The following is a 25,680-nucleotide window of genomic DNA, read 5'->3' on the forward strand; positions in this document are numbered from 1 at the left end:
CGGCCGGCCAAGGACTCAGCCGTCCCGCACGGCGGTCCGGCGCTGCTTGGCGCGGTGTGCGAGCGCGTCGATGATGCGTTGCCAAGCCGGTGACGCCTCGGAGATCCGGGCGGAGACCAGCTTGAGATACCCGGGCCGATTGCCGTCCTGTTCGTGCTTGATCTCCCATGCGTCCAGGTCGTCGATGAGCCGGTCAAGGCGTGGATCGTGCGGATCCCAGTCAACCGACTGATCACAGGCGAGAAGCAGGCGCACCGTCTCGGGGTCGTCCAGACCGGCGTTCTTGTCCCGCACCCGCTGCGGCATGACGTGCGGGTCCAACGCCTGCATCAGGATCCACGAGTCGCGCTCAAGGAGCACCCTCTGTTCGCTGATCCCAAGACCGCGCATCCGGTCCAGGACGGCGACCACCTCGGGAGGCAGGACGAGCCTTTCGCCGCCGGCCAGTTCGGCGATCCTCCAGCGGTATTCGGTGAGCTGGTCGATCTTGCGCTGAAGCGCGGCGTCGATGTCGGTGACGGCCGCTGCGAATTCGGCCGGCTGCGCGTGCAGCAGCGCGTCGATGCGGGCCAGCGGAACACCGGCGTCGGCGAGGGTCCTGATCCGGATGAGATCCACGGCCGCTTGCGCGCTGTAGCGGCGGTAGCCGGAGGCATCGCGCTCGGGCTCGGGCAACAGGCCGATGTGGTGGTAATGGCGAACGGTGCGCACGCTCACCCCTGCGGTCGCCGCGAGTTGGCCGATCGTGAGCACCGTTCTCCTGAGATCTTCGTGAAGGGGGTGGCGCCGAGCCTAGCGGCGGGCCGCCCGGTCGATGACGTCGCGGATCGCCTGGACCACGGCATCGGGGCGGTCGAAGCAGAGCCGGTGGTGGACGGTGTCCGAGAGGACGCGTTGTTCGCCGTACGACACCGAGCTCACCAGGGCCGCGTCCATGCGCGTGTGGCCGTCGTGCATCTCCCGCAGGGTCCGCTCCGACGTCAGCGCCTGCTGGGCGGGGTCGGTGCCGACCACGGTGAGGGCGACCACCGGGACGTCGGGAACGTTCGGCCCTGCCCGCAGTTCGGCGGCGAGTCCGGCCAGCTGGGTGCGCTCGGCGATGCCGACCCGGATCCATGCGTCGCTCACCTTGGCCTCGGTCAACGCCTGCCCGATGTCCTGTGGGTAGTCCGCGCGCAACTCGGCATACGTCGCGCGCAGGGCCGGGAGCATCTCGTCGAGCTGCTCCTGATCAGGTGCCATCCGCTCGACCGCGGCCAGGCTCGCCTCGGCAGGCATGAAGTCGTCCCAGTCACGGTGGAAGGCGTCCAGCCAGACGAGACCGGCCACGTCCTGCGGGTACAGCTGCGCGAACCGATGGGCGTAGAAGCCGCCGAGGGAGTGCGGCACCAGCACGTACGGGGCGGGGATGTTCTGGGCGCGCAGCAGCTCACGCAGCTCCGCGGCGACCGCGGCGGCGGTGCGCGGCAGCGGGAGGGGATCGCTGTAGCCCGTGCCGCCGCGGTCGTACGTCACGGCGGTGGTGAACTGCGAAACGCCCTGCTGAACACCGAAGTAGTCAAGGCCGACCGCGCCGGCACCCGGCAGGAACACCACGGCGGGCCCGCCGCTGCCCGCCCGGTGCACGAAAACGCGGCGGCCGTCGATCTCCTGGAACCCTCCGACCGGCGGGGCGTGCCGAGCCGGGGAAGTGCTGTAGTTCGTCATGCGAGGAGGTTCCAACCCTGACGCAGGGTCAGGGTCAACCCTCTCCGTCACCGCACCCCGGACGCGGCTCAGAGCGGGGCAAGGATCATGAGGGCCTCGTCGCGATCGTCACCTGCGGCGAGCCGGAGGGCGCCGGGCCACCGGCCGACCTCCTTCCAGCCGAGCCGCCCGTAGAAGTCCTCAAGGCCGACGCCACCGCGGGCGGCGAGGCGCAGCTGTTCCAGGCCCATCTCGTCCCTGGCCACCCTGCGCACTTCCTGCATGAGGGCACGGCCGACACCGCGCCCGCGAACGGCGGTGCGGGTCTGGACGTGGTGGACGGTTCCCCAGTGCGCGATCAGCTCGAAGGAGTCCCGACGCACGTTGAGCCAGCCCGCGAGTTCCCCGTTCACGGTCGCCGTGAGGAGCCGACTGGTGTCAGGGGACAGCAGGTCGACGATGCGATCGAGAGACGGAGTCACCGTGCCGACGTCGACAGGGGGGAAGGGAAAACCGGCCGCGCCACCCGCATTGGTGACCTCGACCCAGCACTCGGCGAGGGCACGCCGGAGTCGGGAGTCGATGTCGCCGGGCGAGGAGAACTGCTGAAAGGTGAGGGCGTCGGCGGTCATCCCGAGATGATGGCACCCGCCACTGACAGTCCCGCTGCCTGCCTGCCTGCCTGCCCGCCCACCCGCCTGGTGAGTGACGCGCTCGGGCTATCCGAGGCCGACGCCAAGGCCGAGGTCGACGCCCGTCATGTCACAGGTCGCGTCCCACAACCGCGCCGCGGCGGAGGCGTCGGTGAGATGACTCCACACCGGTTCGCGTCGGGGCCTGCCGCGCAGGCCGAAGACGCGCGGTCCCCACAGCTCGCCTCCCCGCACCGCAGGGTCGAGCACGGCACGGACCGCGGGCCACGCACCGGCATGCTTGCCCTGGAGGAGAAGTCCGGCCGGTGCCTTGAGGATCAGCGCGCCGGTGGTCCGCACATGGACCGGCGGCCGTGACGGGGTGAGGGAGTCCAGCGCGCCGCCGGGGTGGACCACCACACTGGTCACCGTGCTGCCCGCGGCACGCAGGCGGCGGTCGAGTTCGAGGCCGAAGTGCATCTGCGCCAGCTTGGAGCGTCCGTACGTGCGCTTGGGCCGGTAGTCCTCGCGCGATTGCAGGTCGTCAAGGTCCAGCCGCTCGGTCTTCGCCGCGAAGCTGCCCGTGGTCACGATCCGGGCCGCAGGCGCGGCCGACAGCAGCGGCATCAGCCAGTGAGTCAGCGCGAAGTGCCCCAGGTGGTTCGTGCCGAACATGAGCTCGTGACCGTCCCCGGTCTCCCTGCGCGGCGGGTCGTCGAGCGCGACACCGGCGTTGTGGACCACCGCGTCGAGGCGATCCACGTCCAGTGCTTCCACGGCTGCTTCGAGCGACGAGAGGTCCGCGAGGTCCAGCTGGAGGGTCCGCACCTGTGCGCCGGGGACACGCGCGCGGATCGAGGCCCTCGCCACGTCGGCCTTCGCGGGATTCCGGCTGCCCAGCACGACGGTGGCTCCGGTGGTGGACAACTGCTCCGCGACGAAGTACCCGATACCGGCGTTGCCGCCGGTGACCAGGAAGGTCCGGCCGTCGGCACGCGGCAGTCGTTCGACACTCCAGGGCGGGGCGGGGGACGTGGATGACATGGTGGCGGGTCTCCCTTGCGGTGAACGCGGCTGCCGCTGTGCAGCGGATCAGCTCGACCCCCACATTTCCACCGGCCACCGACACATCGGCTACAGACCACCGCCAGTCCCGCTGGGCGGCCGACATCCCGCCGACGCGGAGGCGGGCGCGTTCGCCGCTGCCGCCACGCTGGCGGCAGCGCGTTCACCTCCGTCGGAATGACCCGCGCCCGCGCCGGCCCCTCGCGACCGGCTACAGATCCCCCACCCAGCTCCCGTGGAAGCCCAGCGGCACCCGGCCGGGCAGGTGGACGCGGGCCAGCGGGTGGCCGGTGAGGTCCTGTGCCGCGAGGATCACCAGGTCGGTCGCGCCGCGGTCGGGGTCGTGCACGTAGGACAGGATGTAGCCGTCGTCCTCGTCCCGCGCGCCCCGGCGCGGCACGAACACCGGCTCGTTCGCCGCCGCGCCCCTCGGGAAGCGCACCACCTGCTTGCTGTCGCGCAACATGTCATGTTTCACCAGGCAGTTGGTGAACTTCTCGTCCGGCACGACCCCGTCGACCGTCTCGTACGCGCGCCACATCTCGGCCGCGCTCGCCGTGTACCCGTAGCGGTGCCTGCGGGAGACCAGGGATTCGTTGACGCGAGGGAACTCCTGCGGCAGGTCGTCGATGCGGGTGTCGCGGACCCGGCCCGTGCGCAGGTCGATGGTCCAGCGGTCGAGCGTCGGCGTGCCGGTCGCGGAGGGGCCGCCGCTGCCCCGGCCCGCCGCGTAGAACGGAGCGGGCATGCCGGTGTACTCCACCACCACCGTGTCGCCCTGGTCGTAGGCGTTCAGGGTGTGCGAGTAGTAGACGGGGTCGATCTCGAACCAGCGGGTGGCGCCCCCGGTCCGCGGCATGACCCCGATGCGCATGGCGTGCCGGTCGTTCCAGATGTACGGCACCGACGCCCCGGCCTCGGCGGCCGCCGCGTCGAACGTGATCGGGACGTCCACGATCACCACGTACTTCTGTGTGAGGGCGAAGTCGTGCATCATCGGCGCGTCCGCCACCGGGATCTCGGTGCTCCGCGCCACCCGCCCGGTCCGGTCGATCATGATGTGCCGTACGTGGTCCCAGGTCGGGTAGTACGCCACCGCGTGCAGCTCGTCCGCCGCCGTGTCGTACTTGGTGTGCGCGGTGAACGCGCCCCGCAGCGAGGACCGGAAGTCGTAGGGCCGCACCGTGTCGAGCTCGCCGTCCAGCTCGTAAGGGAGCGGCCCGCCCTCCTGGAGCGCCAGGATCCGCCCCTTGTACGGGATCACGTGCGTGTTGCACGCGAAGTCGTCCGGCGGTGTCTCGCCCGGATACGTCTCGCCCAGCTTCTTCGCGACCTGCGAGGAACGCACCCAGCGGTTGCGGTACCACTCGGCGCGTCCGCCGCGCAGCCGTACCCCGTGGACCATGCCGTCGCCCAGCATCCAGTGGTGTGCCCGCGGGTCCTCGAGGCCCAGCGCGTTCGGGCCTGTGCGCAGGAAGCGGCCGTCGAGGTCGCGCGGGACGCGGCCGGTCACCTTCAGGTCGAACGCGGTCAACTCCTCGGTGACCGGCGCGAAAGCGCCCTCCAGGAACGGGAGCGGCTCCTTGCCGCCGACCGCTGCCCCCGCCCGCGCCCCTAGCGTCGCGGCCTGCGCCGCCGGGGCGTAGTGGCCGAGCGCGTGGCCACCGACGACGCTGCCCGCCGCCGCGAGCGCCGCCCCGTGGAGAACCCTCCGCCGTGTATGACTGGCCATCATGTCGCCCCGTTCCCGTCGTGTCCGGCGGGGGACCGCCGGACTGTTCGGTGGTTACGGGAGCAAGCCTGCGCTGATGAGGGCCGCTGGTCAGGAGGCCTGGGGCCCGGACCAGGGGTGTTGCTGATGCCACCCCAGCCTGCGGCGGAGGGCAGCGTCGTCCGCGTCGGGTGTCAGGGCTCAGGCCATGCTCGTGGCGCCGTCCATGGACTCCCGGATGATGTCCGCGTGACCGGAGTGCTGAGCGGTCTCGGTGACGACGTGCATCAGCACCCGGCGAGCCGACCATCGCGCGCCGGACTCGAACCACGGGGCCTTCGGCAGCGGCCAGGAGACGTCCAAGTCGGGGAGAGCGGCGACCAGTTCGTCGGTACGGCGAGCCACTTCGGCGTAGTCGGCCAGGACGCCCGCCAGCGTCTCGCCCGGCAGCATCCGGAACTCGTCGCTGCGCAGGGCCCAGTCGGCCTCGGTCATGGATGTGAAGTCCTGCATGGTCGAAGGGCCGTTCAGGATGAAGTCCGCCCAGGTCCGCTCGACCCCGGTGACGTGCTTGATCAGACCGCCGATGCACAGCTCGCTCGCGGTGGTTCGCAGGCCGGCCTGCTCGTCCGTGAGGTCACGGGCGGTGAAGCGCAGGAAGTGCCGGTGCTTGCCCAGCGTCTCCAGCCATTCGGCGCGCTCGCCGGTGGCGTCCGGGCCCTCGGCCAGGTCGCGGGTGGTCGGCTCGTTCGCAGTCATGGTCTCCGCCTTCCGGTGTTCCTGCTCCGTCGTTCAAGGAAGACGCTATGCGTCGTATAGGCCAGATATTGTCCTAGATGAGGCATTGGATGAGGCACTGGAGAGGCGCCGGATGAAGAACGCTTCTCGTCACACCCGTTGCCGGGGCGACCCCACTGGTTCTACGCTCACTCGATCCACATGGCGAACACTGTTCACATTCATGACTCATGGCTCATCTCTGCGACTGGAGTGTGTGATGCGCGCAAGATCCCGGGTACGGTTCGGCGCCTTGCTCACCGCGGCGGCAGCCCTCGCCTCCGTTCTGATGCCGGCCACGAACGCCACCGCCCACGAAAGCGCCCCGCGAACCGCCGTGCTCGACGGCGAACGGCTCCAGCAGACCAAGCTCCGCCTGGACCACGGAGATCCCGAACTGAAGCGTTCTGTAAGGGACTTGACAGCCCGCGCCGACGCCTGGATCGACCAGGGGCCCTGGACGGTCGTCGACAAGCCGAAACCCGCGCCCGGCGGTGACGTGCACGACTATCTGAGCCAGGCGCCCTACTGGTGGCCCACGCAGACACCGACCGCGGACAATCCGTGGGGCTGTCCGTACGAACAGCGGGACGGGCAGCGCAACCCCGAGGTCGACACCGGGACCGACCGCCAGGACGTCGAGAAGGTCTTCGACTCGACGTACGACCTCACGCTCGCCTGGTACTACACGGGCAAGAAGAAGTACGCCGAGAAGGCCGCGTCCGTCCTGCGCACCTGGTTCCTGGACCCGGCGACGAGGATGAACCCGAACCTGGACCACGCGCAGTTCATCCCCTGCAAGTACGACGGCCGGGCCATCGGCATCATCGACTTCTCGCAGTCGTACACGAGCGTCGTGGACGCGATCGCGATCCTCGGCACGGGCGCACCCGGCTGGTCGAAGGGTGACCGCTCCGCGATGGGGAAGTGGAACAAGGACTTCCTCGGCTGGCTCGTCGACAGCGACTTCGGCAAGCAGGAGAGCGCCGCGCAGAACAACCACGGCACGTTCTACGACCTCCAGGTCGCCGCCCTCGCCTACGCCACCGGCGACACGACACTGGCCCGCCGCACCGTCCTCGACGCCCGTGCCCGGCGCATCGATCCCCAGATCGCGGGCGACGGAAGCCAGCCGCAGGAGCTGGCCCGGACGCGGAGCTGGCACTACTCGACCTTCGACCTCGTCGCCTACACCCGGCTCGCCGCGATCGGCAGGAACGTGGGCGTGGATCTCTGGTCGCACCAAGGCCCCGACGGACAGAGCCTGTTCAAGGCCGTCGACTACCTCCTGCCCGCGGCCACGGGTGCGGCGAAGTGGCCGCACCCCGAGCTGGAGTTCCACCGGTTCGCGGCGAGCGACGTCGTGCACGCGGCGGCCGACGCCGGGGACGCCGCCGCGCGCAAGGCGGTCCCGAAGCTTCAGACGCCGCCCGGCGGGGACCTGTGGGCGCTGCGCCCCGCGGCCGAGCAGCTGGACTCGATCGCGGGCTGAGCGGCGGATCCCCCGGTCGACGCGGGGGTTACCCCTACCTGGAGCTGGGCGGTTAGCGGGATCGTCCCGGATGGTCACCAACGGAAATGCTGGGTCCGGCAAGTACCGCTGGTTTCCCCAAGATTCCGTAGGAGTTGGCTCGTGCGTGAGCAGGTATGGCAGACGTCGCGTTCTTCCGGGCGGCAGCAGGGCGGTCGGCGCAGAGCCGTGCCGGCCGCCGCCGCGGTGGCCGTCGGCGTCATGACGATCGGCGCCCTTTCGCCGACCGCGGCGTCCGCCACCGCCGGGCCGGACACTGTCCGGCAGGGCCTGAACGCGCTGGTGCGCTCCGACGGAGTGCCCGCCGCGCTGGCGAGCGTGAAGGACCGTGACGGCCGCACCCGCACCTACACCGCGGGGGTCGGCGACCTGGCCACCGGTGCGAAGGTGCCCAGGGACGGTCAGGTACGGATCGGCAGCAACACCAAGACGTTCACCGCGGTGCTCGTGCTGCAACTGGTCGGGGAAGGGAAGATCGGCCTGGACACGTCGATCGACACCTATCTGCCGGGCCTCGTACGCGGAGAGGGGATCGACGGAAGCCGCATCTCCGTCCGCCACCTCCTGCAGCACACCAGCGGACTTCCCAACTACGTCAACTACCTCGGCGAGGACGTCCGGCGCTACGAACCCCGCCAACTCCTGGACATAGCCCTCCAGCACAAGGCCCGCTTCGACCCCGGGGAGAAGTGGGAGTACAGCAACACGAACTACGTGCTTGCGGGCCTGCTCGTCGAGAAGATCACCGGCCGCACCCTCGCCGAGGAGCTGGACCGGCGCATCATCAAACCCGTCGGGCTGCGCCACACCTACTTCCCCGCCCCCGGTGACGTGACCATCCGAGAGCCCCACCCCAAGGGCTATTACCAGGAAGCGGCGGGCGCGCCTCTGCGCGACGGCACGGAACTGGACCCCTCCTGGGGCTGGGCGGCAGGCCAGATGATCTCCACCAACACCGACCTCAACCGCTTCTTCACCGCGCTCCTTTCGGGCCGCCTCCTGCCCAAGGCCCAGCTCGACGAGATGCGCACCACCGTCCCGGCCGGTGAGCCCTTCGCCTCGGGAGCCGGTTACGGACTGGGGCTCGTGAGCACGCCGCTGTCGTGCGGCGGTGTCTACTGGGGCCACGGCGGCAGCACCACGGGGTACGAGACCCGGGGTGGCGTCACCGGCACGGGGCGCGCCGCCAACGTCGCGGTGACCACCCAGCCGAGCGACAAGGCCACCATGAAGCGCGTCGAGAAGGTCGTGGACGAGGCCCTCTGCCGCTGAACCGCGCCTCCGTTCCCCTCCTGTACGTCGATCAACTCTGCGGTACAGGAGGGGAGAGGGAGATCCGCCGGGCCTCCGCACACCTCTTGAGTTGCCCGCGATGCTCGACCTAGGCTTACCGGGTCGTGAATGAAACGTTTCATTTACGTTGTGGACACTCGGATTCATCATCCAAGGGACGTGTGATGAGCGAAGAGCGTGAGACGAGGCGCGGCAGTGCGTGGAACCGCCGGGCCTTTCTGAGGACTTCCGCGGCCGGTGCCGGAGTGGGCGTCCTCGGGCTGAGCCAGGGCGTGGACGCAGCCGCTGCGGAGGATCGAGGGGACCTCGGGGAGGGGGTGGGGAAACTGAGAATCGAGCGCACCACCGTCGAGTACGCGACGACACTCCTCGGTACGGACGCGGCCAAGCCGAGGCTGAGTTGGGAATTGTCGGCGCCGGGCCAGGGCGCCCGCCAGAGCGCGTATCAGATCAGGGTCTCGCTCGGACCGGGCGAGAAGAGCACCAAGGCGGTGTGGGACTCCGGCCGCGTCGCCTCCTCGCGGACGCTCGGAGTCCCGTACGGCGGGCCCGCGTTGAAATCCCGTACGCGCTACCACTGGCAGGTGCGGGTCTGGGACGCCGACGGACGGGCCTCCGCCTGGAGCACCTCGCGCTGGTGGGAGACCGCGCTGGCGAAGGACGCCTGGCAGGGGCACTGGATCGGGGCGGACGCCGCACCGAAACCGCCCGGCTTCCAGGGAGCTTCCTGGATCTGGTCGCCGGGCTCCACCGCGCAGGACGCCCCGGCGGGCGCGAGGTGGTTCCGGGGCGTGCTCGAACTGCCCGAGGGGACCGAGGTGTCCGCGGCCCAGGTCGTGGCCACCGCCGACGACGACTTCACCCTCCACCTGGACGGCGAGGAAGTGCTGCACGCCCCGGAGCAGACCGACGGCTGGCGCACCGCTCGTCTCGCCGATGTGACCGAGCGCGTACGAGATGCGGGCCGGCGCGTGGTGGTCGCCGCTCGCGCGACGAACCGCGGCAGCGCCGCCGTCAACCCCGGCGGTCTGCTCGTACGTCTGCTGGTGCAATCCGGCGGCGGCGCCCACGAGTTGGTCACCGGAGCGGGGTGGCGATGCGCGGAGTCGGAGCAAGAGGGCTGGCAGCGAGCCGACTTCGACGACAGCGGGTGGCCCGAGGCGGAAGTGCTCGCGCCGTTCGGTGAAGGCCCCTGGGGCAGTGACGCCCAGGTCCCGGCGGCCGAGCAGCCCGCGCCGCTGCTGCGCCGCGAGTTCACCGTACGCAAGCCCGTGACGCGAGCGCGCCTCTACATCAGTGGTCTCGCCTACTACGAGGCCCGCATCAACGGCCGCAAGGTCGGCCGCCAAGTGCTCGACCCGGGCTTCACGGACTACGAGGAGACGGTCTTCTACGCCGTGCACGACGTGACGGACCAGATCCGACGCGGCTCCAATGCCATCGGCGTCACGCTCGGCCGCGGCTTCTACGGCATGACGACACCCAACGTATGGAACTGGCACAAGCCGCCGTGGCACGGGGAACCCCGACTCGTGGGCCAGCTCGAGGTCGAGCACCCGGACGGCTCGCGCACCACCGTCGCGACGGACGGCTCATGGCGGATCGCCGAGGGCCCGACCCGGACCAACTCCCTCTACGCGGGGGAGACCTACGACGCCCGCGAGCACCGCAAGGGCTGGACCGAGCCGGGCTTCGACGACCGCGACTGGCGGCGGCCCGTGCGGCAGGACCCGCCGAAGGGAGTGCTGCGCGCGCAGCCCCACGACGCGATCGAGGTCATCGACACCGTGCGGCCGGTGGCGGTGAAGGCGCACGGCGACGACTGGATCGTCGACATGGGGCGCACCCTGGCGGGGTGGACGCGACTGCGCGTGCGGGCCGACGCCGGAACGACCGTCCGGCTCGCGCACGGCGAGAAACTCAAGGACGACGGAAGCGTGCACGCCGAGACGGGTCATGTGCCCGGCCGTTTCCAGACCGACGAGTACATCTGCGCGGGTGGCGGGGCCGACGAGGTGTGGGAACCGCGCTTCTCGTACAAGGGCTTCCGCTATGTGCAGATCAGCGGGCTGCCCGGCAAGCCCGATCCGGACGACGTGACCGGCATCGTGGTCCACACACCCGTCGACGACACCGGCACCTTCACGTGCTCCGAGCCCTTCTACGAGCGGCTCGAACAGGCCATGCGGCGCACCATCCAGAACAATCTGCACGGCATCCCCACGGACACACCGATGTACGAGAAGAACGGCTGGACCGGCGACGCCCAGGTCGGCGCGCCCGTCATGACGTACGCCCTCGGCATGCACCGGTTCCTGGGCAAGTGGCTGGGCGACCTGCGGGACAGCCAGAACAAGGACGGCCAGCTGCCGGTGATCGTGCCGAGCGGAGGCTGGGGGTACGGGGACCTGGGACCGTCTCCGGAGTGGACCACGGTCTATCCCTTCCTGGTGCGCGAGATGTACCGGGTCTATGGCGACGAGCGCGTCGTCGAGGAGCATCTGCCCGCCCTGGTGCGGTACTTGGACTGGGAGATCGACCGCTTGAAGGACGGCCTGGCGGTGACCGCGCTCGGCGACTATCTGTCGCCCGGCCACGGAGGCAACCCGCCCGAGGACACCCGGCTCACGGCGACCGCTTATCTGCACCGGGCGCTCACCGACACCGCCGAGATGGCGCGCATCGCAGGTGACAACGATGTCCACCGGCGTTTCCTGAGCACCGCCGAGGAGATGAAGAAGAGCCTCAACGCGACGTTCCTCGCCCCGGAGGGCCACTACCGCACGGCCAAGGACCCCGAGTACCGGCAGACCAACAACTGCATTCCGCTGGCCTTCGGGCTCGTTCCGCCCGGCGCACGGGCGAGCGTCACGGCGTCGCTCCTCGCGGACATCGAGAAGCGGGGCAACCACCTCAACACCGGCTGCCTCGGCACCAGTGTGCTGCTCCGCTGTCTGAGCGCGCAGGGCCACTCCGATGTGGCCCACGCCATCGCCACCCAGCGGACCTACCCGAGCTGGGGCCACTGGTTCGACCACGGCGCCGACACGATGTGGGAGATGTGGCCGCTCGACTCACGCTCGCGCGACCACTACTTCCAGGGGACGGTGGTGCAGTGGCTCTACGAGAACGTGGCGGGGCTGCGTCCCGGCGACGAGGGGTACCGCACCTTCACCGTGCGGCCCGACGCGCGCACGGGTGTCACGTGGGCACGCACGGAGTTCCACACCGTGCGGGGCCCGGCCGAGGTGTCCTGGTCGCGCGTCGACGAGACCGTGCGCCTCACGGTGCGGGTGCCGGTGGGCGCGACGGCGGAGGTCCATGTCCCCGCCGCGTCACGCGAGGAGGTGCGGGCGCCGCAGGGCGCTGAGTTCGTGCGCACCGAACCGGGCTACGCGGTGTACCGGGCCCCGCATGGCACGTGGGGGTTCAGCGGGCGCCCCTGAGCTCATCAAGTACTGACTGCTGAATTACCGAACCGCTGAACTGCTGAACCACTGAAGTGCTGCGATCCTCCCGCCTCGGCGCTCGGCCAGCCGGGGCGGGAGGCGGGGCCAGTCAGCTGAGCCAGCTGTAGAGGGCCCCGGCGGCGACGAACAGCACGACGACGCCCGTCAGGATCAGCGTGCCGGGGCCCGTGTGCAGGGCCCGCTCCTGATCGGCGCGCTTCTCCTCGATGAAGGCCTTCGCATCGGCCTCCGTGCGCGTGCGGACCCACTGGCCGCTCTGTCCCGGGTTGGGAAACAACGTGCACCCCCTGTGCTGTGCCGACCTCTCGTGGGCCGACCTCTGCTGTGTCGACTGCGGTGCGCCTGACCGCTTTTGACGGTCCCAAACCTCATCGGCCCCAGGGGCCCCGGACGGCGTACAAGCCCCGGGGAGTGTCCGCCGGGCCCTTCCGATCTTCGCCCTGCGCCCTCGGAAAGGTCGGGATAATTTGTCATCGTTTCTACCGATTAATGCTCTCTGCCCTGCGCCCTGCGGGTCAGCAGAGGAGCCCTGCAGCGTGTAGGGGGAAGGCAGGCGATGGCCAAGACCTTGAGCGTCCCGCTCGCCGGAATGGAGTACCGCGGCCCGATGTCGGCCGTGCGCGCCCCACGACGCACCGGAGGGCAGGGCTGGGTGGCCGCCGTGGCGGTGGCTTTCACCCTGGCCCAACTGGCCCTCGTACGACCCGGAATGGGTCTCGGCTGGGACGAGGCGGTGTATGTCAGCCAGGTCAGCGGCCACGCCCCCGCGGCGTTCTTCAGCGCACCCCGCTCCCGCGGGATCTCCCTGCTGGTCGCGCCGATCGCCTCGTGGTCGTCGTCCACCGAACTCCTGCGGGTCTATCTGGCCCTGCTGTCCGGCCTCGGCCTCTTCCTGGCACTGCGCGCCTGGCGCGGCCTGTTCCCCGTACGGGTGACGGCCCTCGCGGGTGCTCTGTTCGCGACGCTCTGGGTGACCGTGTTCTACGGCCCTGAGGTCATGCCCAACTACTGGGTCGCGATCGGCGCCCTTGCGGGCGTCGGGTGCTTCCTGCGGGTCCAGGCGGACCGCCGCGACCGGGCCGCGCTGTGGGGCGCCGGTGCGAGCGCGGCCCTGATGGCGTGGATGCGGCCCACCGACACCGTCTGGGTGATCCTTCCGCTCCTGGTGCTGCTGGTGTGCGTCCGCCGGTGGCGGCGGCCGCGGTTGCTGGCGGCGCTCGTCGTGGGTCTGGGGACAGGGGCGGTCGGGTGGGTCGTCGAGGCGTACGTCAGTTTCGGCGGTCTGGGCGCACGCCTGGCCGACGCCTCCCGGATCCAGGGCGGCCTCGGCTGGAACATCGCCGTCCTCGATCAGCTCCGCAGCCTGCGCGGCCAGACACTGTGCCGCCCGTGCACAGCCTCGGTTCCGGCGCCGGAGCTGATCGCGTGGTGGTTCGCCCTGCCGCTGCTCGCCGCGCTGGGGCTCGTGGTCGCGGTCAGGGCCCGGCGCACCGCGGGCACCCTTCTGCCGCTGGCCTGTGCCACGACGGCGGGCATCCCGTACCTGTTCATGATCGGTTACGCCGCGCCGCGCTTCCTGCTGCCGTTCTACGCCCTGCTCGCCATCCCGGTCGCCGACGCCCTCATCCACCTGGTCACCACCTCTCGCCAGGCGTGGCGGCCGGTGGCCACGACGGTGGTGGCGCTGGCGCTGGCCGGGCACGTGGCCGTGCAGTACGCGGTCCTGGAGGACGCCGTGGGCCGCTCCACCGCCGCCCGCAAGGACTGGGCCCGCACGGCGTCCGAGCTCCACCGCCTCGGCGTACGGCCGCCGTGCGTGGTGACCGGGCTCGAGGCCCTGCCGATCGGCTTCTACGCCGGGTGCTCCTCCGCCCAGACGCAGGGGCACAACGCCAGCACGACCCGGGCGGACCTCCTGCGGACCGCACAGCAGACGCCGACGGCCGCGCTCGCCACGGCGAAGGACGGGCCGCCGGAGTACGCGCGCGGCTGGCCGTCCCACCGGTTCGGCGATCTGCGCATCCATGTGGGCCCCGCGACGAGGACGGGAAACCAGGGATGACCGGATGACCCGCCCGACGGGCCCGACGGGCGTCCGCACGCGGCGGTTGGTCCACGTGCGCACCGCATGCGGACAGCGGGACAAAAGCTGACCATACGAGTGTTTTGCGGGCGAGTGAGCGGAGAGCAGTCCTGACACACAGCCCTCTGCACGCGAAACGATCAGTACAAGGAGCCATCGTGACCGCAGTACCCGCCATCACCCTCAACAACGCCGTGCAGATTCCCCAGCTCGGCTTCGGCACCTACCAGATCGAGCCGGAGGAGACCCGCGAGACGACGCTGGCCGCGCTGGAGGCCGGCTACCGGCACATCGACACGGCACAGATGTACGGCAACGAGAAGGAGGTCGGCCAGGCGGTCCGCGACTCCGGTCTCGACCGCGCCGACATCTTCGTGACCAGCAAGCTCAACAACGGCGCCCATGAGCACGACGACGCCCTCAAGGCGTTCGACCGCACCATGGACGACCTCGGCCTCGACCACCTGGACCTCTTCCTCATCCACTGGCCGCTGCCCGGCAAGGGCGACTTCGTGGAGACCTGGAAGGCCCTGGAGGAGATCTACCGCTCCGGCCGGTCCAAGGCCATCGGGGTCTCCAACTTCCAGCCCCACCACCTGCGTCGGCTGCTGCAGGGCAGCGACGTGGTGCCCGCGGTCAACCAGATCGAGGTGCACCCCTACCTCACCCAGGACGACGTCAGGGCCTTCGGCGCCGAGCACGACATCGCCACCGAGGCCTGGTCGCCCATCGCGCAGGGCAAGGTGCTCGACGACCCGACGATCAACCGCATCGCGCAGCGGGTGGGCAAGTCGCCCGCCCAGGTGACCCTGCGCTGGCACATCCAGCGGGGCGACATCGTCTTCCCGAAGTCGGTGACCCAAAAGCGCATCGAGGAGAACTTCGACCTCTTCGACTTCGAGCTCAGCGAGGGCGACATCGGTGAGATCTCCGCACTGAACCGCGACGAGCGGACCGGCCCCGACCCGGAACGCTTCAACGGCTGAGGACCGACCGCGTCAGCCCGTCCCTGCCCGCTCAGCCCGTCTTCGGGAAGGCCTGTTCGGTCCAGATGGTCTTGCCGGAGCGGGTGTAGCGCGTTCCCCACCTCTGGACGAGCTGCGCGACGATGAACAGGCCGCGCCCGCCTTCGTCTTCCTCGCCGCTGTGGCGCAGGTGCGGCGAGGTGTGGCCCCTGTCCGCGACCTCGCACAGGAGGGTGCGGTCACGGATGAGGCGTACTTGGATCGGCCCCTCGGCGTACCGGACCGCGTTGGTCACCAGCTCGCTGACGACGAGCTCGGTCGCGAACGCCAGTTCCTCCAGGCCCCAGTGGTGCAGCTGCTCGGTGGCCAGGTCCCGGGCCTGGCCCGCGGCGACCGGCTCCGGGGGCAGTTCCCATTCGGCGACCTGCGAAGTGTCGAGTTCGCGGGTGCGGACGAGCAGCAGGGCGGTGTCGTCGGCCGTCGAGCCGCCCGGCAGGAGCTCCGCCACCGCCCGGTCGCACAGTTCTTCGAGCGACGCGTGCTGGTCGCTGAGGACACGTCCCAGGGTGTCGAGCCCGTGATCGATGTCGCGGTCGCGGGCCTCGACGAGCCCGTCGGTGAAGAGAGCGAGCAGGCTGCCCACCGGCAGTTCGATCTCCATCGACTCGAACGGCAGGCCGCCGAGTCCAAGCGGCGGTCCTGCCGGCAGGTCCGGGAAGGACAGCAGGCCGTCCGGGTCCACGACCGCAGGCGGCAGATGTCCGGCCCTGGCCATGACGCAGCGCCGCGAGACCGGGTCGTAGACCGCGTAGAGACAGGTCGCCCCGGTGGTCACATCGGCGTAGGTGCCGTCGGGCGTCCCCAGCTCGCTCCGCTGCTCCTCCGCCGACTGCGCCACCAGATCGTCGAGCCGGGAGAGCAGTTCGACGGGGTCCAGGTCCATCTGGGCGAACGCGCGCACGGTCGTCCGCAGCCGCCCCATGGTGGCGGCCGCCTGGAGACCGTGGCCGACCACGTCCCCGACCACGAGCCCGACCCGGGTTCCGGACAGCGGGATGACGTCGAACCAGTCACCGCCGACGCCTGTCACGTCGTCCGTGGGCAGGTAGCGGAAGGCCAGGTCGACCGCTGACTGCTCCGGCACGTGCTGGGGAAGCAGCTGGCGCTGGAGGGCCAGGGACGCGGTGCGCTCACGGGTGAAGCGGCGGGCGTTGTCGATGGACACGGCCGTACGGGCGACCAGCTCGTCGGCCAGTGCCACCTCGCCGCTGTCGAAGGTGGCCGAACCCGACCCGGGCCCGCGAATGAAGGTGACGAGCCCCAGCGTGCTGTTCCCGGCCCGCAGCGGTACGACCAGTGCCGTGTCGTCGAGCACCAGCCCGCCCGAGGAGAGGCTGCGGTGCTGCGGCGACCCAGGCGGGTACTCGACGGGAGGGTGGTTCACGGGGGGACGGGGAGCGACGCGCCCGCGGTCAGCGCCCCCGCGATCAACGGGCCCGCAGCCAGAAGGCCGCTCTCCCGGCTCTGCCCGGCCGGCTTCCTCGGCCTCGGCCTCGCCCGAGCAGCGGGCGACCCGCACCAGGGAGGTCGCCGCAGCGCCGCTGGTGGCAGGGACCTCGCCCTCCAGGACCCCCTGCGCGAGGTCGACCGTCACCGTGGTGGCGAACTCCGGCACCGCCACCTCGGTGATCTTCTCGGCGGTGACCCGCACATCGAGGGCGGCCCCGATTCCGCGGCCTGCTTCGACGAGCAGGGCAAGCCGCCGCTGGGCCTTGTAGCGATCCGAGATGTCGAAGGCGTCCTCGCACACGCCGATGACACGTCCGTCGGCGTCCTGGAGCCGGTAGTAGGCACAGGACCAGAGGTGGTCCGTCTCCGGGTCGCTGGGCGGCCGGCCCTGGAAGTGGAGGTCCAGAAAGGGTTCTCCGGTGTCCATCACGTGACGCATGACCGCTTCGAGCGTGGGCGGGTGCCCCTTGGTCACGAATTTTCCGTCGGAGTACAGCTGATCGGCGCGAAGGCCCCGGAACTCGGCGAACGGTCGGCCGATCTCCCGTTCGTACGCCGCGTTGCACCAGGTCAGGCGCAGGTCGGTGTCGTAGATGCCCAGGCCGACGGGTGACTGCGTGGCGAGGCCGTGCAAGAGGGCCAGCTGGGACTCCCACATCCGGAGGTCCTTCAGCTCCGTCGCGACGATGACGCGCGCCGCCGTGCCCTCGCCGGGCAGGGGACACTCCGCGGTGGCGACGATCAGCTCACGTCCGTCCCGGTGCCGGGCGACGCGGAGCTCGTTCCCCTGGAACCGGGGCGCGACAGGGAGAACAGGGGGTGTCGGTGCGGGCGACAGGAAGGCGGCCAGGGGCCGGCCGACGACCTCCTGCGACGGATATCCGAGGAGCCGCGCCGCCGCGGGGCTCCATCCGATGACCGTGTCCTGGGCGTCGACGACCGCCGTGGCCGCCCTGGTGACGTCGAGGGGCCCACGAAAGTCAGCCCTCTGCTCCGCGTTCGATGCCGTCATGGCGACACACCAGCCCCGTTCATCCCCTACAGAATCCGCCGTCCCCGGGGCGGGCACAACCGCTGTGCGCCCACAAGACCGGCCCGGGGGTCAGTCGACCGGCTTGCCCGGCTCGTCGTGGGTGGAGCAGTGGATGCCGCCGCCACCGGAAGCGATGGTGTCGATCTGGACGGGCACGATGTCGCGCTTGGGGAAGTGCTCCTGCAGGATGCTCCGGGCGCGCTTGTCGGCCTTCCGGTCTCCGAACCTGGGCATGAACACGGACTCGTTGGCCACGTAGAAGTTGGCGTAGGTGGACACGAAGTCGTCGCCCTCGCCGGTGATCTCGTACAGGTCGGGCTGCGGCAGATCGATGATCTCGAAGGATCGGCCCTTGGCGTCCGTTGCCTTGCTGAGCACGGATTTCGCCTGGTCGGCCGCGCGTGACCAGGAGTCGGCGGGGGTGTCGGGGTGCGCCCTGTCCAGGAGCACCACACCGGGGGCGGTGAAGCGCACGAGGCTGTCCACGTGGGCGTCGGTGATGTCCTGGCCGCGGACGCCGGCCAGCCAGATGACCTTCTCGATGCCCAGGGTCCGCTTGAGCTCGTCCTCGATCTGGTCCTGGCTCTTTCCGCGGTTGCGGTTGTCGTTGACGATCGAGCTCTCGGTGATGAGGAGCGTGCCCTCGCCGTCGGTCTCGAAGGATCCGCCCTCGGCGACCAGGGGGGCCTTCCTGCGGGGGATGTCGTACTCCGACAGGAGGGTGCGGCCCACCCGGGCGTCGTTCGTGTGCTCCTGCTTGTTGCCCCAGCCGTTGAAGTTGAAGTCGACTCCGACGACGTCGCCGTCCTGCTCCACGAACACCGGCACGGTGTCGCGGGCCCACAGGTCGTCGACGGCCAGCGGGATGACCTCGACGTCGCGCCCGCAGGCCTTCTGGGCGGCGGCCTGCTGGTCGGGCCTCGCCATCATCACGACGTACTCGTACTCCGCGATGGTGCGGGCGATCCGCGCGATGTCCTTGCGTACGTGGGGGAGGTCCTCCGCCCACACCGACTCCAGGGCGGGCCAGGACATGAAGGTGCGCGCGTGGCTCTCCCACTCGGCACCCATGCGCACTCCCTCGGCCGCCGTGTCCTCGTCACCGGCGGTGCTGGCGGCCCCCGCCAGCTCGTCGCCGGGGCCGCACGCCGATGCGCCCAGAACCACGGCGCCGATTCCGGCGAATGCGCGGAGGGCCGAACGGCGGGAGGGGCGGGGGAGAGACACGGTGAACTCCGATCATCGTGATGGGGATCAAGCTATCCGTCGGCACGGTGGGACGCCCGACCAGCGGGGCGTGGCCGGGCGTGACACGTGAAGGGCGCGACATGGACGGAGCCGCTCTCCTGCTCGACCCTGGCGGTCTTGACTCTGGCACAAACTGAAAATTCAGTCAAAGAGAGTGGCTGGCTCGGGGTCGTGCGGTCGGCCTGTCGCGCGGTTCACCCGCCCGTCGACCGAGATCAACGGGCCAGGTGTGGCCCGGTAGGGTTTCGATTCATGGCGCCTCGCTCTACTCAGATCCTTGAAGCGGCCGCACGGCTGATCGCCCGTCGCGGGGTCCGCGGCCTGCGCGTCGAGGAGCTCGCCGCCGAGGCGGGTGTCTCCACGGGGTTGATCTACTACCACTTCAAGGACCGCACCGGAATCCTGCGCCAGACGCTGGAGTTCATCAACGACCGTGCCGAGCGCTACACCACCGTTGACGCTGCGAAAGCCGAGCCTCTCGCTCCGCGTGAGGAGCTGGAAGCGGTCCTCCTCCTGGAGCTGCAGGACACCCCGGTCGTCAGGGAGAACAGCTCCGCCTGGGGCGAGTTGCGTGCCAGTGCCGTCTTCGACGAAGTGCTGCGGGACGATCTCGCCAGGGCGACCCTGGTGTGGGTGCAGGAGGTGGCGGCCCTGCTCGGGCAGGTGCGGCCGACGGCCCCGGCGCCCGCCCTGGCCGCCGCGGGCGAACGGCTCACCGCCCTGCTCGAAGGGCTCAGCATGCGCTGGCTCAGCGGCGGACTGCAGATCGACCACGCGCGTGACCTGATGCGCGGCGCCATCAACGCCGAGCTGGCGCTGCTGCGGAACTGAAAATCCAGTTAATGCCAGACTGTGCGCGTCGGCTGTCCACGCCTCCGAGTGTCGAGCCGCCGCCCGTCTTCCCGGAGTGAGGAACGAGTCCGTGCCGCTGACCACGCCGCAGCAATTGGGGCCGCTGGAGCTGACCGAGGGCCAGTGGGTGATCGGGGACCCGACGCGGAAGGAGGGTCTGTACGTCGTACTGACCCCGGAGGGCCTTGAGCAGCACCGGCGCGGGGAGGCGTCTCCTCAGGAGTCCGTCCGGTGGTCCCAGTTCGTGGAGCTGGGGGTGCGCGCCGGCTGCAAGAACTGGCACCTCACCCGCTTCGGGGGCTTGGCCGGGGCGTTCGCCCCCGGTGCCGACATGGGCCGCGACGGCTGTTCCCTGCAGGGCATCCTGCGCCACCCCTACGAGCACTGGTCGGTGCGGTACACGCATCACGAGCGCAGCTACACCGGCGGGCACGTCATCGTGTTGAAGGCCCTGTTCGACCAGCTCGACGAAGCCAAGGCACTGGAGCGGCTCGGCGATCCCCGGTGGCTGGGCGCTGCGGTCGCCGAGCTGTCGCCCTTCACATCGTGGTACGCACCCAAGGGCACCCGTCTGGTGGAGGAGACCATCCGCGGTCTCATTGCCTGATCAGGCACCCGCTCCCGTCGGAACCTCTTGACCCTCTGTGGCCCCTGCCATTAAGTTGCGGTGGCCGTCGACCTGTATCGGTCGACCTGTATCCACCGGAAGGAGGCGACCAGCGGATGAACACCAGCTCTGATCTCGGTCGCCTCGCCCAGCGCACCGTCTGGGTTCCCGGCCGGATCGCGCACGGCGCCTGACCACGCCTTTCTGATGTGCCCGTGCGCGGCACATCCGTGCCCGCCCGTCCGCGGCACGTTCCGGGTTTCCCGTAACCCCTTTTCCTGACTTCTCCCGGCACGTCACTCTTGTGTGCCGTCTTGCGCCCGCTCCGCTCACGTGGCGCCTCTGAGCACAGAAAGCTGCCCGAAATTGGCGAACATGATGAATCGACCGCTCGTGCACCGAAACGAAGGCCTGTCATGACAGCGGCGCGGATCACCGTCAACGGAAAAGAAGCGCCGCTCTCTCCGGCTGCGCCCCACACCACCACGCTGGACTTTCTGCGTGAGCGTGGCCTCACCGGCACCAAGGAGGGCTGCGCCGAGGGTGAATGCGGCGCCTGCTCGGTCCTGGTGGCCCGCCCCGGGGTGGACAAGCCCACCGACTGGGTGGCGGTCAACGCCTGCCTGGTCCCGGCCGCGGCCCTCGACGGTCAGGAGATCATCACCTCCGAAGGTCTCGCCACGGCCGGCGAACCCGGCACGCCGCCCACGCTGCACCCGGTGCAGGAGGAGATGGCGGTCCGCGGCGGCTCCCAATGCGGTTACTGCACACCGGGATTCATCTGCAGCATGGCCGCCGAGTACTACCGGCCCGACCGCTGCGCGCACGCGGGCTCGGCCGACAGCTCCGAGTCGACCGAAGGCATTGATGCCGAGCACGGTCCGAACGGTTTCGATCTGCACGCGCTGAGCGGAAACCTGTGCCGCTGCACCGGCTATCGCCCCATTCGCGACGCCGCGTTCGCCGTCGGCACGCCCACCGACGAGGACCGGCTTGCGCAGCGCCGCGAGCAGTCTCCGCCCGCACCCGTCGCCACCCGATACACCCAGGGCGACCGGGCGTTCCTGCGGCCGGGCACCCTGGCGGACGTACTGCGGCTGCTGCGCGAGCGGCCCGACGCGGTGGTGGTCGCGGGCTCCACCGACTGGGGCGTGGAGGTGAACATCCGTTCCCGCCGCGCGGACTGCGTGGTCGCCGTCGACCGGCTGGCCGAACTGCGGGAGCTGCGCGTCGCGTCCGATCACGTCGAGATCGGGGCGGCGCTGACGCTCACCGAGATCGAACGCCGCCTCGACGGCCGCATCCCGCTCCTGGGCGAGCTGTTCCCGCAGTTCGCGTCCCGGCTCATCCGCAACAGCGCGACCCTCGGCGGCAATCTGGGTACCGGCTCTCCCATCGGTGACAGCCCGCCGGCGCTGCTCGCCCTCGATGCATCGGTGGTACTCGCCGACGCCGACGGTGAGCGCGTGGTCCCCCTGTCCGACTACTTCACCGGCTACCGGCAGAGCGTGCGCCGCCCCGGCGAGCTGATCCGCTCGGTGCGCATCCCGCTGCCGCTGTCACCGATCGTCGCCTTCCACAAGATCGCCAAGCGGCGCTTCGACGACATCTCCAGCGTGGCGGTCGCCTTCGCGCTCGACATCGAGGACGGCCTCGTACGCAAGGCACGCATCGGGCTCGGCGGCGTGGCCGCGACCCCGATCCGCGCCCTCGCCGTCGAGACGGCCCTGGAGGGCCGGCCGTGGGCGCCCGAGACGGTCGAGGCCGCGGCCCAGGCCCTGCGGGCCCAGGGCACGCCCATGAACGATCACCGCGCGAGCGCCGCCTACCGCTCCGCGATGCTCGGCCAGAGCCTGCTGAAGCTGTACGCACAAACCACCGAGGGTGTGTCGTCATGAGCCAACTGTCCGAGCGCCCCGAGAAGTCCGTCGTCGGCGTCTCCATGCCGCACGAGAGTGCAGCCCTGCACGTCACCGGCACCGCGCTCTACACCGACGACCTGATCCACCGCACCAAGGACGTGCTGCACGCCTACCCGGTCCAGGCCACGCAGGCCCACGGCAGGATCACCGCGCTGCGCACCGAGCCCGCGCTCGCCGTGCCGGGCGTGGTCCGCGTGCTGACCGTCGCCGACGTGCCCGGTGTCAACGACGCCGGGATGAAGCACGACGAACCGCTGTTCCCCGGCGAGGTCATGTTCTACGGTCACGCGGTCGCCTGGGTGCTCGCCGAGACCCTGGAGGCCGCCAGGATCGGTGCGGCGGCCGTCGAGGTGGAACTCGACGAACTGCCGTCCGTGATCACGCTGCAGGAAGCGATCACAGCCGACAGCTTTCATGGTGCTCGGCCCGAGATGCTGACCGGTGACGTCGAGGCCGGCTTCGCCGACTCCGCGCACGTGTTCACGGGCGAGTTCCAGTTCTCCGACCAGGAACACTTCTACCTGGAGACGCACGCGGCGCTCGCCCTGGTCGACGAGGCGGAGCAGGTCTTCGTCCAGAGCAGCACCCAGCACCCTTCGGAGACCCAGGAGATCGTCGCGCACGTACTCGGCCTGCACAGCCACGAGGTGACCGTGCAGTGCCTGCGGATGGGCGGCGGCTTCGGTGGCAAGGAGATGCAGCCGCACGGGTTCGCGGCCGTCGCCGCGCTCGGCGCCAAGCTGACCGGTCGACCGGTTCGGCTGCGGCTCAACCGGACGCAGGACCTGACCATGTCCGGCAAGCGGCACGGGTTCAACGCCACGTGGAAGATCGGCTTCGACGCCGAAGGGCGCATCCAGGCCCTGGACGCCACCCTGACCGCTGACGGCGGCTGGAGCCTGGACCTCTCCGAGCCGGTGGTGGCCCGCGCGCTGTGCCACATCGACAACACCTACTGGATTCCCAACGCGCGCGTCGCCGGTCGCATCGCCCGGACCAACAAGGCCTCCAACACCGCATTCCGCGGCTTCGGCGGACCGCAGGGCATGCTGGTGATCGAGGACATCATGGGCCGGTGCGCGCCGCTGCTCGGCCTGGATCCGACCGAGTTGCGGGAGCGCAACTTCTACCGGCAGGGTCAGTCGACACCGTACGGACAGCCGGTCACGCAGCCCGAGCGGATCTCCGCCGTCTGGGAGCAGGTCAAGGACAACGGCGGCATCGCCGACCGCAGGCGCGAGATCGCCGCCTTCAACGCCGCGCACCCGAACACCAAGCGGGGACTCGCGATCACCGGCGTGAAGTTCGGGATCTCGTTCAACCTCACCGCCTTCAACCAGGGCGGCGCGCTGGTCCTCATCTACAAGGACGGCTCGGTCCTGATCAACCACGGCGGCACCGAGATGGGCCAGGGCCTGCACACGAAGATGCTGCAGGTGGCCGCGACCACACTGGGCATCCCGCTGCACAAGGTGCGGCTGGCCCCGACGCGGACCGACAAGGTCCCCAACACCAGTGCCACCGCGGCGAGTGCCGGGACGGATCTCAACGGAGCGGCGGTGAAGAACGCCTGCCAGCAGCTGCGCGAGCGGCTGCTGCAGGTGGCTGCCACACAACTGGGCTCGCATGCCTCGGACGTACGCATCGTCGAGGGCGTCGCACGCACCCTCGGCAGCGACAAGGAGCTGGCCTGGGACGACCTGGTGCGCACCGCGTACTTCCAGCGGGTCCAGCTGTCGGCGGCCGGTTTCTACCGGACGGAGGGCCTGCACTGGGACGCGAAGGTCTTCCGGGGCTCGCCGTTCAAGTACTTCGCCATCGGCGCCGCCGCGGCCGAGGTCGAGGTGGACGGCTTCACCGGCGCGTACCGCATCCGCCGGGTGGACATCGTGCACGACGTCGGCGACAGCCTGTCCCCGATGATCGACATCGGTCAGGTCGAGGGTGGCTTCGTGCAGGGCGCGGGCTGGCTGACCCTGGAGGACCTGCGCTGGGACACCGGTGACGGGCCCCACCGCGGCCGGCTGCTGACCCAGGCCGCGAGCACCTACAAGCTGCCGAGCTTCTCGGAGATGCCCGAGGAGTTCAACGTCATGCTGCTGGAGAACGCCACCGAAGAGGGCGCGGTGTACGGGTCCAAGGCGGTGGGCGAGCCTCCGCTGATGCTGGCGTTCTCGGTGCGCGAAGCCCTGCGGCAGGCCGCCGCCGCGTTCGGGCCGAGCGGGGTCAGTGTCGAGCTGGCGTCGCCCGCGACGCCGGAGGCGGTGTACTGGGCGATCGAGGCGGCTCGCCAGGGTGATGCCTCCCGGACCGGCCTTGCCCACACCCACAAGGGCTCCAGCCACAACGGCTCCAGCCACAACGGCTCCGCCCCCGAGAGCGAGATCCGGTCCGAGGCAACGACACTGAGCGGTGCCTGACATGACGTGGGTCGCCGCGGTCGCCCGGTTGCGAGCACGCAGGGAGCCCGGCGTGCTCGTGACCGTCGCGACCGTGCGCGGCCATGCCCCGCGCGACGCCGGCGCGAAACTCGTCGTGGGGGAGACCGAGACGTGGGGCTCGATCGGTGGCGGCAACGTCGAGGCCGTCGCGATCGACCGGGCCAGGGAACTGATGGCCGCGCCCAAGCCGGAGCCGGAGCTGATGGATTTCGCCCTGAACGACAAGGTGACCAACCAGCATGGCGTGCAGTGCTGCGGCGGCACGGTCTCGGTGCTGCTCGAACCGCTCGCGGTGGTACGGGCGGTGGCGATTTTCGGCGTCGGGCACGTCGGCCTCGAACTGGCGCGCATCCTGGCACGTCAGGACCTCGACCTGCATCTGATCGACACCCGCTCCGAGATCCTCACCGAGGAGCGGCTCGGTGTTCTGGCGGACGCGGTGGGGCAGGTGCACGTACATCACACGCTGCTGCTGCCCGAGGAGGTTCTCGGGGAATTGCCGCGCGGCACCCACGTCCTGATCATGACCCATGATCACGCGGAGGACGCCGCCCTGTGCGACGCCGCCTTGCGCACCCCTCATCTCGGCTCCATCGGTCTGATCGGGTCGGCGGCCAAGTGGGCGCGGTTCCGCAACCGCCTCGTCACCGAGGGTGGTCATGACGAGGCCGCCATCGATCGGATCAAGACCCCGATCGGTCTCGCGGAGATCACCGGCAAGGAGCCCGCGACCATTGCCGTGAGCGTGGCCGCGGATCTGCTGCGCACGTTCGAGAGCGAGGGGAACTGACTCTCCGACTCGCGATGAGTTTCGCCATGGTTCCCGGTCTCTATCCCTGACGGGCGATCCATCGC

19 protein-coding genes are annotated in these 25,680 nt (G+C 70.3%); 10 read left to right on the plus strand and 9 right to left on the minus strand.

Annotated features, from left to right (window positions below; translation table 11 throughout):
* Nucleotides 1–15: 15 nt before the first annotated feature.
* From ABZ833_RS06885 to ABZ833_RS06910, 6 genes are all read right to left on the minus strand, one after another.
* Complete coding sequence (locus ABZ833_RS06885) at nucleotides 16–753, minus strand: MerR family transcriptional regulator (protein ID WP_361042111.1); 738 nt, start codon at nucleotides 751–753, stop codon at nucleotides 16–18.
* Between the two features lie 39 nt (nucleotides 754–792).
* Nucleotides 793–1,707 (minus strand): alpha/beta hydrolase, encoded by a 915-nt coding sequence (locus ABZ833_RS06890; protein ID WP_361042114.1) that lies wholly within the window; start codon nucleotides 1,705–1,707, stop codon nucleotides 793–795.
* 68 nt (nucleotides 1,708–1,775) lie between these two features.
* Nucleotides 1,776–2,318 (minus strand): GNAT family N-acetyltransferase, encoded by a 543-nt coding sequence (locus tag ABZ833_RS06895; protein WP_361042117.1) that lies wholly within the window; start codon nucleotides 2,316–2,318, stop codon nucleotides 1,776–1,778.
* Nucleotides 2,319–2,405: 87 nt separating this feature from the next.
* On the minus strand, nucleotides 2,406–3,362 hold the full coding sequence (locus ABZ833_RS06900) for an SDR family NAD(P)-dependent oxidoreductase (RefSeq protein WP_361042119.1): 957 nt from the start codon (nucleotides 3,360–3,362) through the stop codon (nucleotides 2,406–2,408).
* A gap of 232 nt (nucleotides 3,363–3,594) precedes the next feature.
* A complete protein-coding gene (locus ABZ833_RS06905) occupies nucleotides 3,595–5,115 on the minus strand; it encodes a carotenoid oxygenase family protein (RefSeq protein WP_361043133.1) in 1,521 nt (506 codons plus the stop codon).
* 180 nt (nucleotides 5,116–5,295) lie between these two features.
* Nucleotides 5,296–5,853, minus strand: coding sequence for a DinB family protein (locus ABZ833_RS06910; RefSeq protein ID WP_361042122.1), 558 nt, complete (start codon nucleotides 5,851–5,853; stop codon nucleotides 5,296–5,298).
* A 238-nt stretch (nucleotides 5,854–6,091) separates the two neighbouring features.
* Between ABZ833_RS06910 and ABZ833_RS06915 the strand changes: the two genes are divergently transcribed.
* The 3 genes from ABZ833_RS06915 to ABZ833_RS06925 all read left to right on the plus strand — a co-directional run bounded on the left by ABZ833_RS06915 (nucleotide 6,092) and on the right by ABZ833_RS06925 (nucleotide 12,141).
* Nucleotides 6,092–7,363: an alginate lyase family protein gene (locus ABZ833_RS06915; RefSeq protein WP_361042124.1), complete on the plus strand. Its 1,272-nt coding sequence runs from the start codon at nucleotides 6,092–6,094 to the stop codon at nucleotides 7,361–7,363.
* 207 nt (nucleotides 7,364–7,570) lie between these two features.
* Nucleotides 7,571–8,674 (plus strand): serine hydrolase domain-containing protein, encoded by a 1,104-nt coding sequence (locus ABZ833_RS06920; protein WP_361043135.1) that lies wholly within the window; start codon nucleotides 7,571–7,573, stop codon nucleotides 8,672–8,674.
* A 338-nt stretch (nucleotides 8,675–9,012) separates the two neighbouring features.
* The gene (locus ABZ833_RS06925) at nucleotides 9,013–12,141 is read left to right on the plus strand and encodes a family 78 glycoside hydrolase catalytic domain (RefSeq protein ID WP_361042127.1); all 3,129 of its coding nucleotides are present in this window, start codon (nucleotides 9,013–9,015) and stop codon (nucleotides 12,139–12,141) included.
* Nucleotides 12,142–12,253: 112 nt separating this feature from the next.
* On the opposite strand, the gene ABZ833_RS06930 is transcribed toward ABZ833_RS06925, so the two are convergent.
* Complete coding sequence (locus tag ABZ833_RS06930; protein ID WP_361042130.1) at nucleotides 12,254–12,442, minus strand: hypothetical protein; 189 nt, start codon at nucleotides 12,440–12,442, stop codon at nucleotides 12,254–12,256.
* A gap of 330 nt (nucleotides 12,443–12,772) precedes the next feature.
* On the opposite strand from ABZ833_RS06930, the gene ABZ833_RS06935 reads away from it, so the two are divergent.
* Entirely contained in the window at nucleotides 12,773–14,227 is a 1,455-nt protein-coding gene (locus ABZ833_RS06935) for a hypothetical protein (RefSeq protein ID WP_361043138.1), read from the plus strand.
* Between the two features lie 179 nt (nucleotides 14,228–14,406).
* Entirely contained in the window at nucleotides 14,407–15,234 is an 828-nt protein-coding gene (locus tag ABZ833_RS06940; protein ID WP_361042133.1) for an aldo/keto reductase, read from the plus strand.
* Between the two features lie 31 nt (nucleotides 15,235–15,265).
* Here the strand turns inward: ABZ833_RS06940 and ABZ833_RS06945 are convergent, their stop codons facing one another.
* On the minus strand, nucleotides 15,266–17,734 hold the full coding sequence (locus ABZ833_RS06945; protein WP_361042135.1) for a SpoIIE family protein phosphatase: 2,469 nt from the start codon (nucleotides 17,732–17,734) through the stop codon (nucleotides 15,266–15,268).
* Between the two features lie 90 nt (nucleotides 17,735–17,824).
* Nucleotides 17,825–18,982, minus strand: a complete 1,158-nt coding sequence (locus ABZ833_RS06950) for an agmatine deiminase family protein (RefSeq protein ID WP_361042137.1) — start codon at nucleotides 18,980–18,982, stop codon at nucleotides 17,825–17,827.
* 273 nt (nucleotides 18,983–19,255) lie between these two features.
* Between ABZ833_RS06950 and ABZ833_RS06955 the strand changes: the two genes are divergently transcribed.
* From ABZ833_RS06955 to xdhC, 5 genes are all read left to right on the plus strand, one after another.
* The gene (locus ABZ833_RS06955; RefSeq protein ID WP_361042140.1) at nucleotides 19,256–19,834 is read left to right on the plus strand and encodes a helix-turn-helix domain-containing protein; all 579 of its coding nucleotides are present in this window, start codon (nucleotides 19,256–19,258) and stop codon (nucleotides 19,832–19,834) included.
* Between the two features lie 91 nt (nucleotides 19,835–19,925).
* Nucleotides 19,926–20,462: a hypothetical protein gene (locus ABZ833_RS06960; RefSeq protein ID WP_361042143.1), complete on the plus strand. Its 537-nt coding sequence runs from the start codon at nucleotides 19,926–19,928 to the stop codon at nucleotides 20,460–20,462.
* A 416-nt stretch (nucleotides 20,463–20,878) separates the two neighbouring features.
* On the plus strand, nucleotides 20,879–22,360 hold the full coding sequence (locus ABZ833_RS06965; protein ID WP_361042146.1) for an FAD binding domain-containing protein: 1,482 nt from the start codon (nucleotides 20,879–20,881) through the stop codon (nucleotides 22,358–22,360).
* Nucleotides 22,357–24,804 (plus strand): xanthine dehydrogenase molybdopterin binding subunit, encoded by a 2,448-nt coding sequence (gene xdhB / locus ABZ833_RS06970; protein WP_361042149.1) that lies wholly within the window; start codon nucleotides 22,357–22,359, stop codon nucleotides 24,802–24,804. Before ABZ833_RS06965 ends, xdhB begins: the two co-directional genes overlap by 4 nt.
* Before the next feature lies 1 nt (nucleotide 24,805).
* Nucleotides 24,806–25,615: a xanthine dehydrogenase accessory protein XdhC gene (gene xdhC, locus ABZ833_RS06975; RefSeq protein ID WP_361042151.1), complete on the plus strand. Its 810-nt coding sequence runs from the start codon at nucleotides 24,806–24,808 to the stop codon at nucleotides 25,613–25,615.
* The last annotated feature ends 65 nt before the right edge of the window (nucleotides 25,616–25,680 follow it).

Origin of the sequence: Streptomyces sp. NPDC047525 (assembly GCF_040643025.1) — a bacterium.
GTDB lineage: Bacteria > Actinomycetota > Actinomycetes > Streptomycetales > Streptomycetaceae > Streptomyces > Streptomyces durmitorensis.

Excerpts from the sequence above, each read along its gene's own strand:
- ABZ833_RS06955 (WP_361042140.1), top strand. The coding sequence starts at position 19,256 with ATGGCGCCTCGCTCTACTCAGATCCTTGAAGCGGCCGCACGGCTGATC.
- ABZ833_RS06900 (WP_361042119.1), bottom strand. The coding sequence starts at position 3,362 with ATGTCATCCACGTCCCCCGCCCCGCCCTGGAGTGTCGAACGACTGCCG.
- ABZ833_RS06910 (WP_361042122.1), bottom strand. The coding sequence starts at position 5,853 with ATGACTGCGAACGAGCCGACCACCCGCGACCTGGCCGAGGGCCCGGAC.
- ABZ833_RS06915 (WP_361042124.1), top strand. The coding sequence starts at position 6,092 with ATGCGCGCAAGATCCCGGGTACGGTTCGGCGCCTTGCTCACCGCGGCG.
- ABZ833_RS06945 (WP_361042135.1), bottom strand. The coding sequence starts at position 17,734 with ATGACGGCATCGAACGCGGAGCAGAGGGCTGACTTTCGTGGGCCCCTC.
- xdhC (WP_361042151.1), top strand. The coding sequence starts at position 24,806 with ATGACGTGGGTCGCCGCGGTCGCCCGGTTGCGAGCACGCAGGGAGCCC.
- xdhB (WP_361042149.1), top strand. The coding sequence starts at position 22,357 with ATGAGCCAACTGTCCGAGCGCCCCGAGAAGTCCGTCGTCGGCGTCTCC.
- ABZ833_RS06965 (WP_361042146.1), top strand. The coding sequence starts at position 20,879 with ATGACAGCGGCGCGGATCACCGTCAACGGAAAAGAAGCGCCGCTCTCT.
- ABZ833_RS06905 (WP_361043133.1), bottom strand. The coding sequence starts at position 5,115 with ATGGCCAGTCATACACGGCGGAGGGTTCTCCACGGGGCGGCGCTCGCG.
- ABZ833_RS06890 (WP_361042114.1), bottom strand. The coding sequence starts at position 1,707 with ATGACGAACTACAGCACTTCCCCGGCTCGGCACGCCCCGCCGGTCGGA.
- ABZ833_RS06895 (WP_361042117.1), bottom strand. The coding sequence starts at position 2,318 with ATGACCGCCGACGCCCTCACCTTTCAGCAGTTCTCCTCGCCCGGCGAC.
- ABZ833_RS06935 (WP_361043138.1), top strand. The coding sequence starts at position 12,773 with ATGTCGGCCGTGCGCGCCCCACGACGCACCGGAGGGCAGGGCTGGGTG.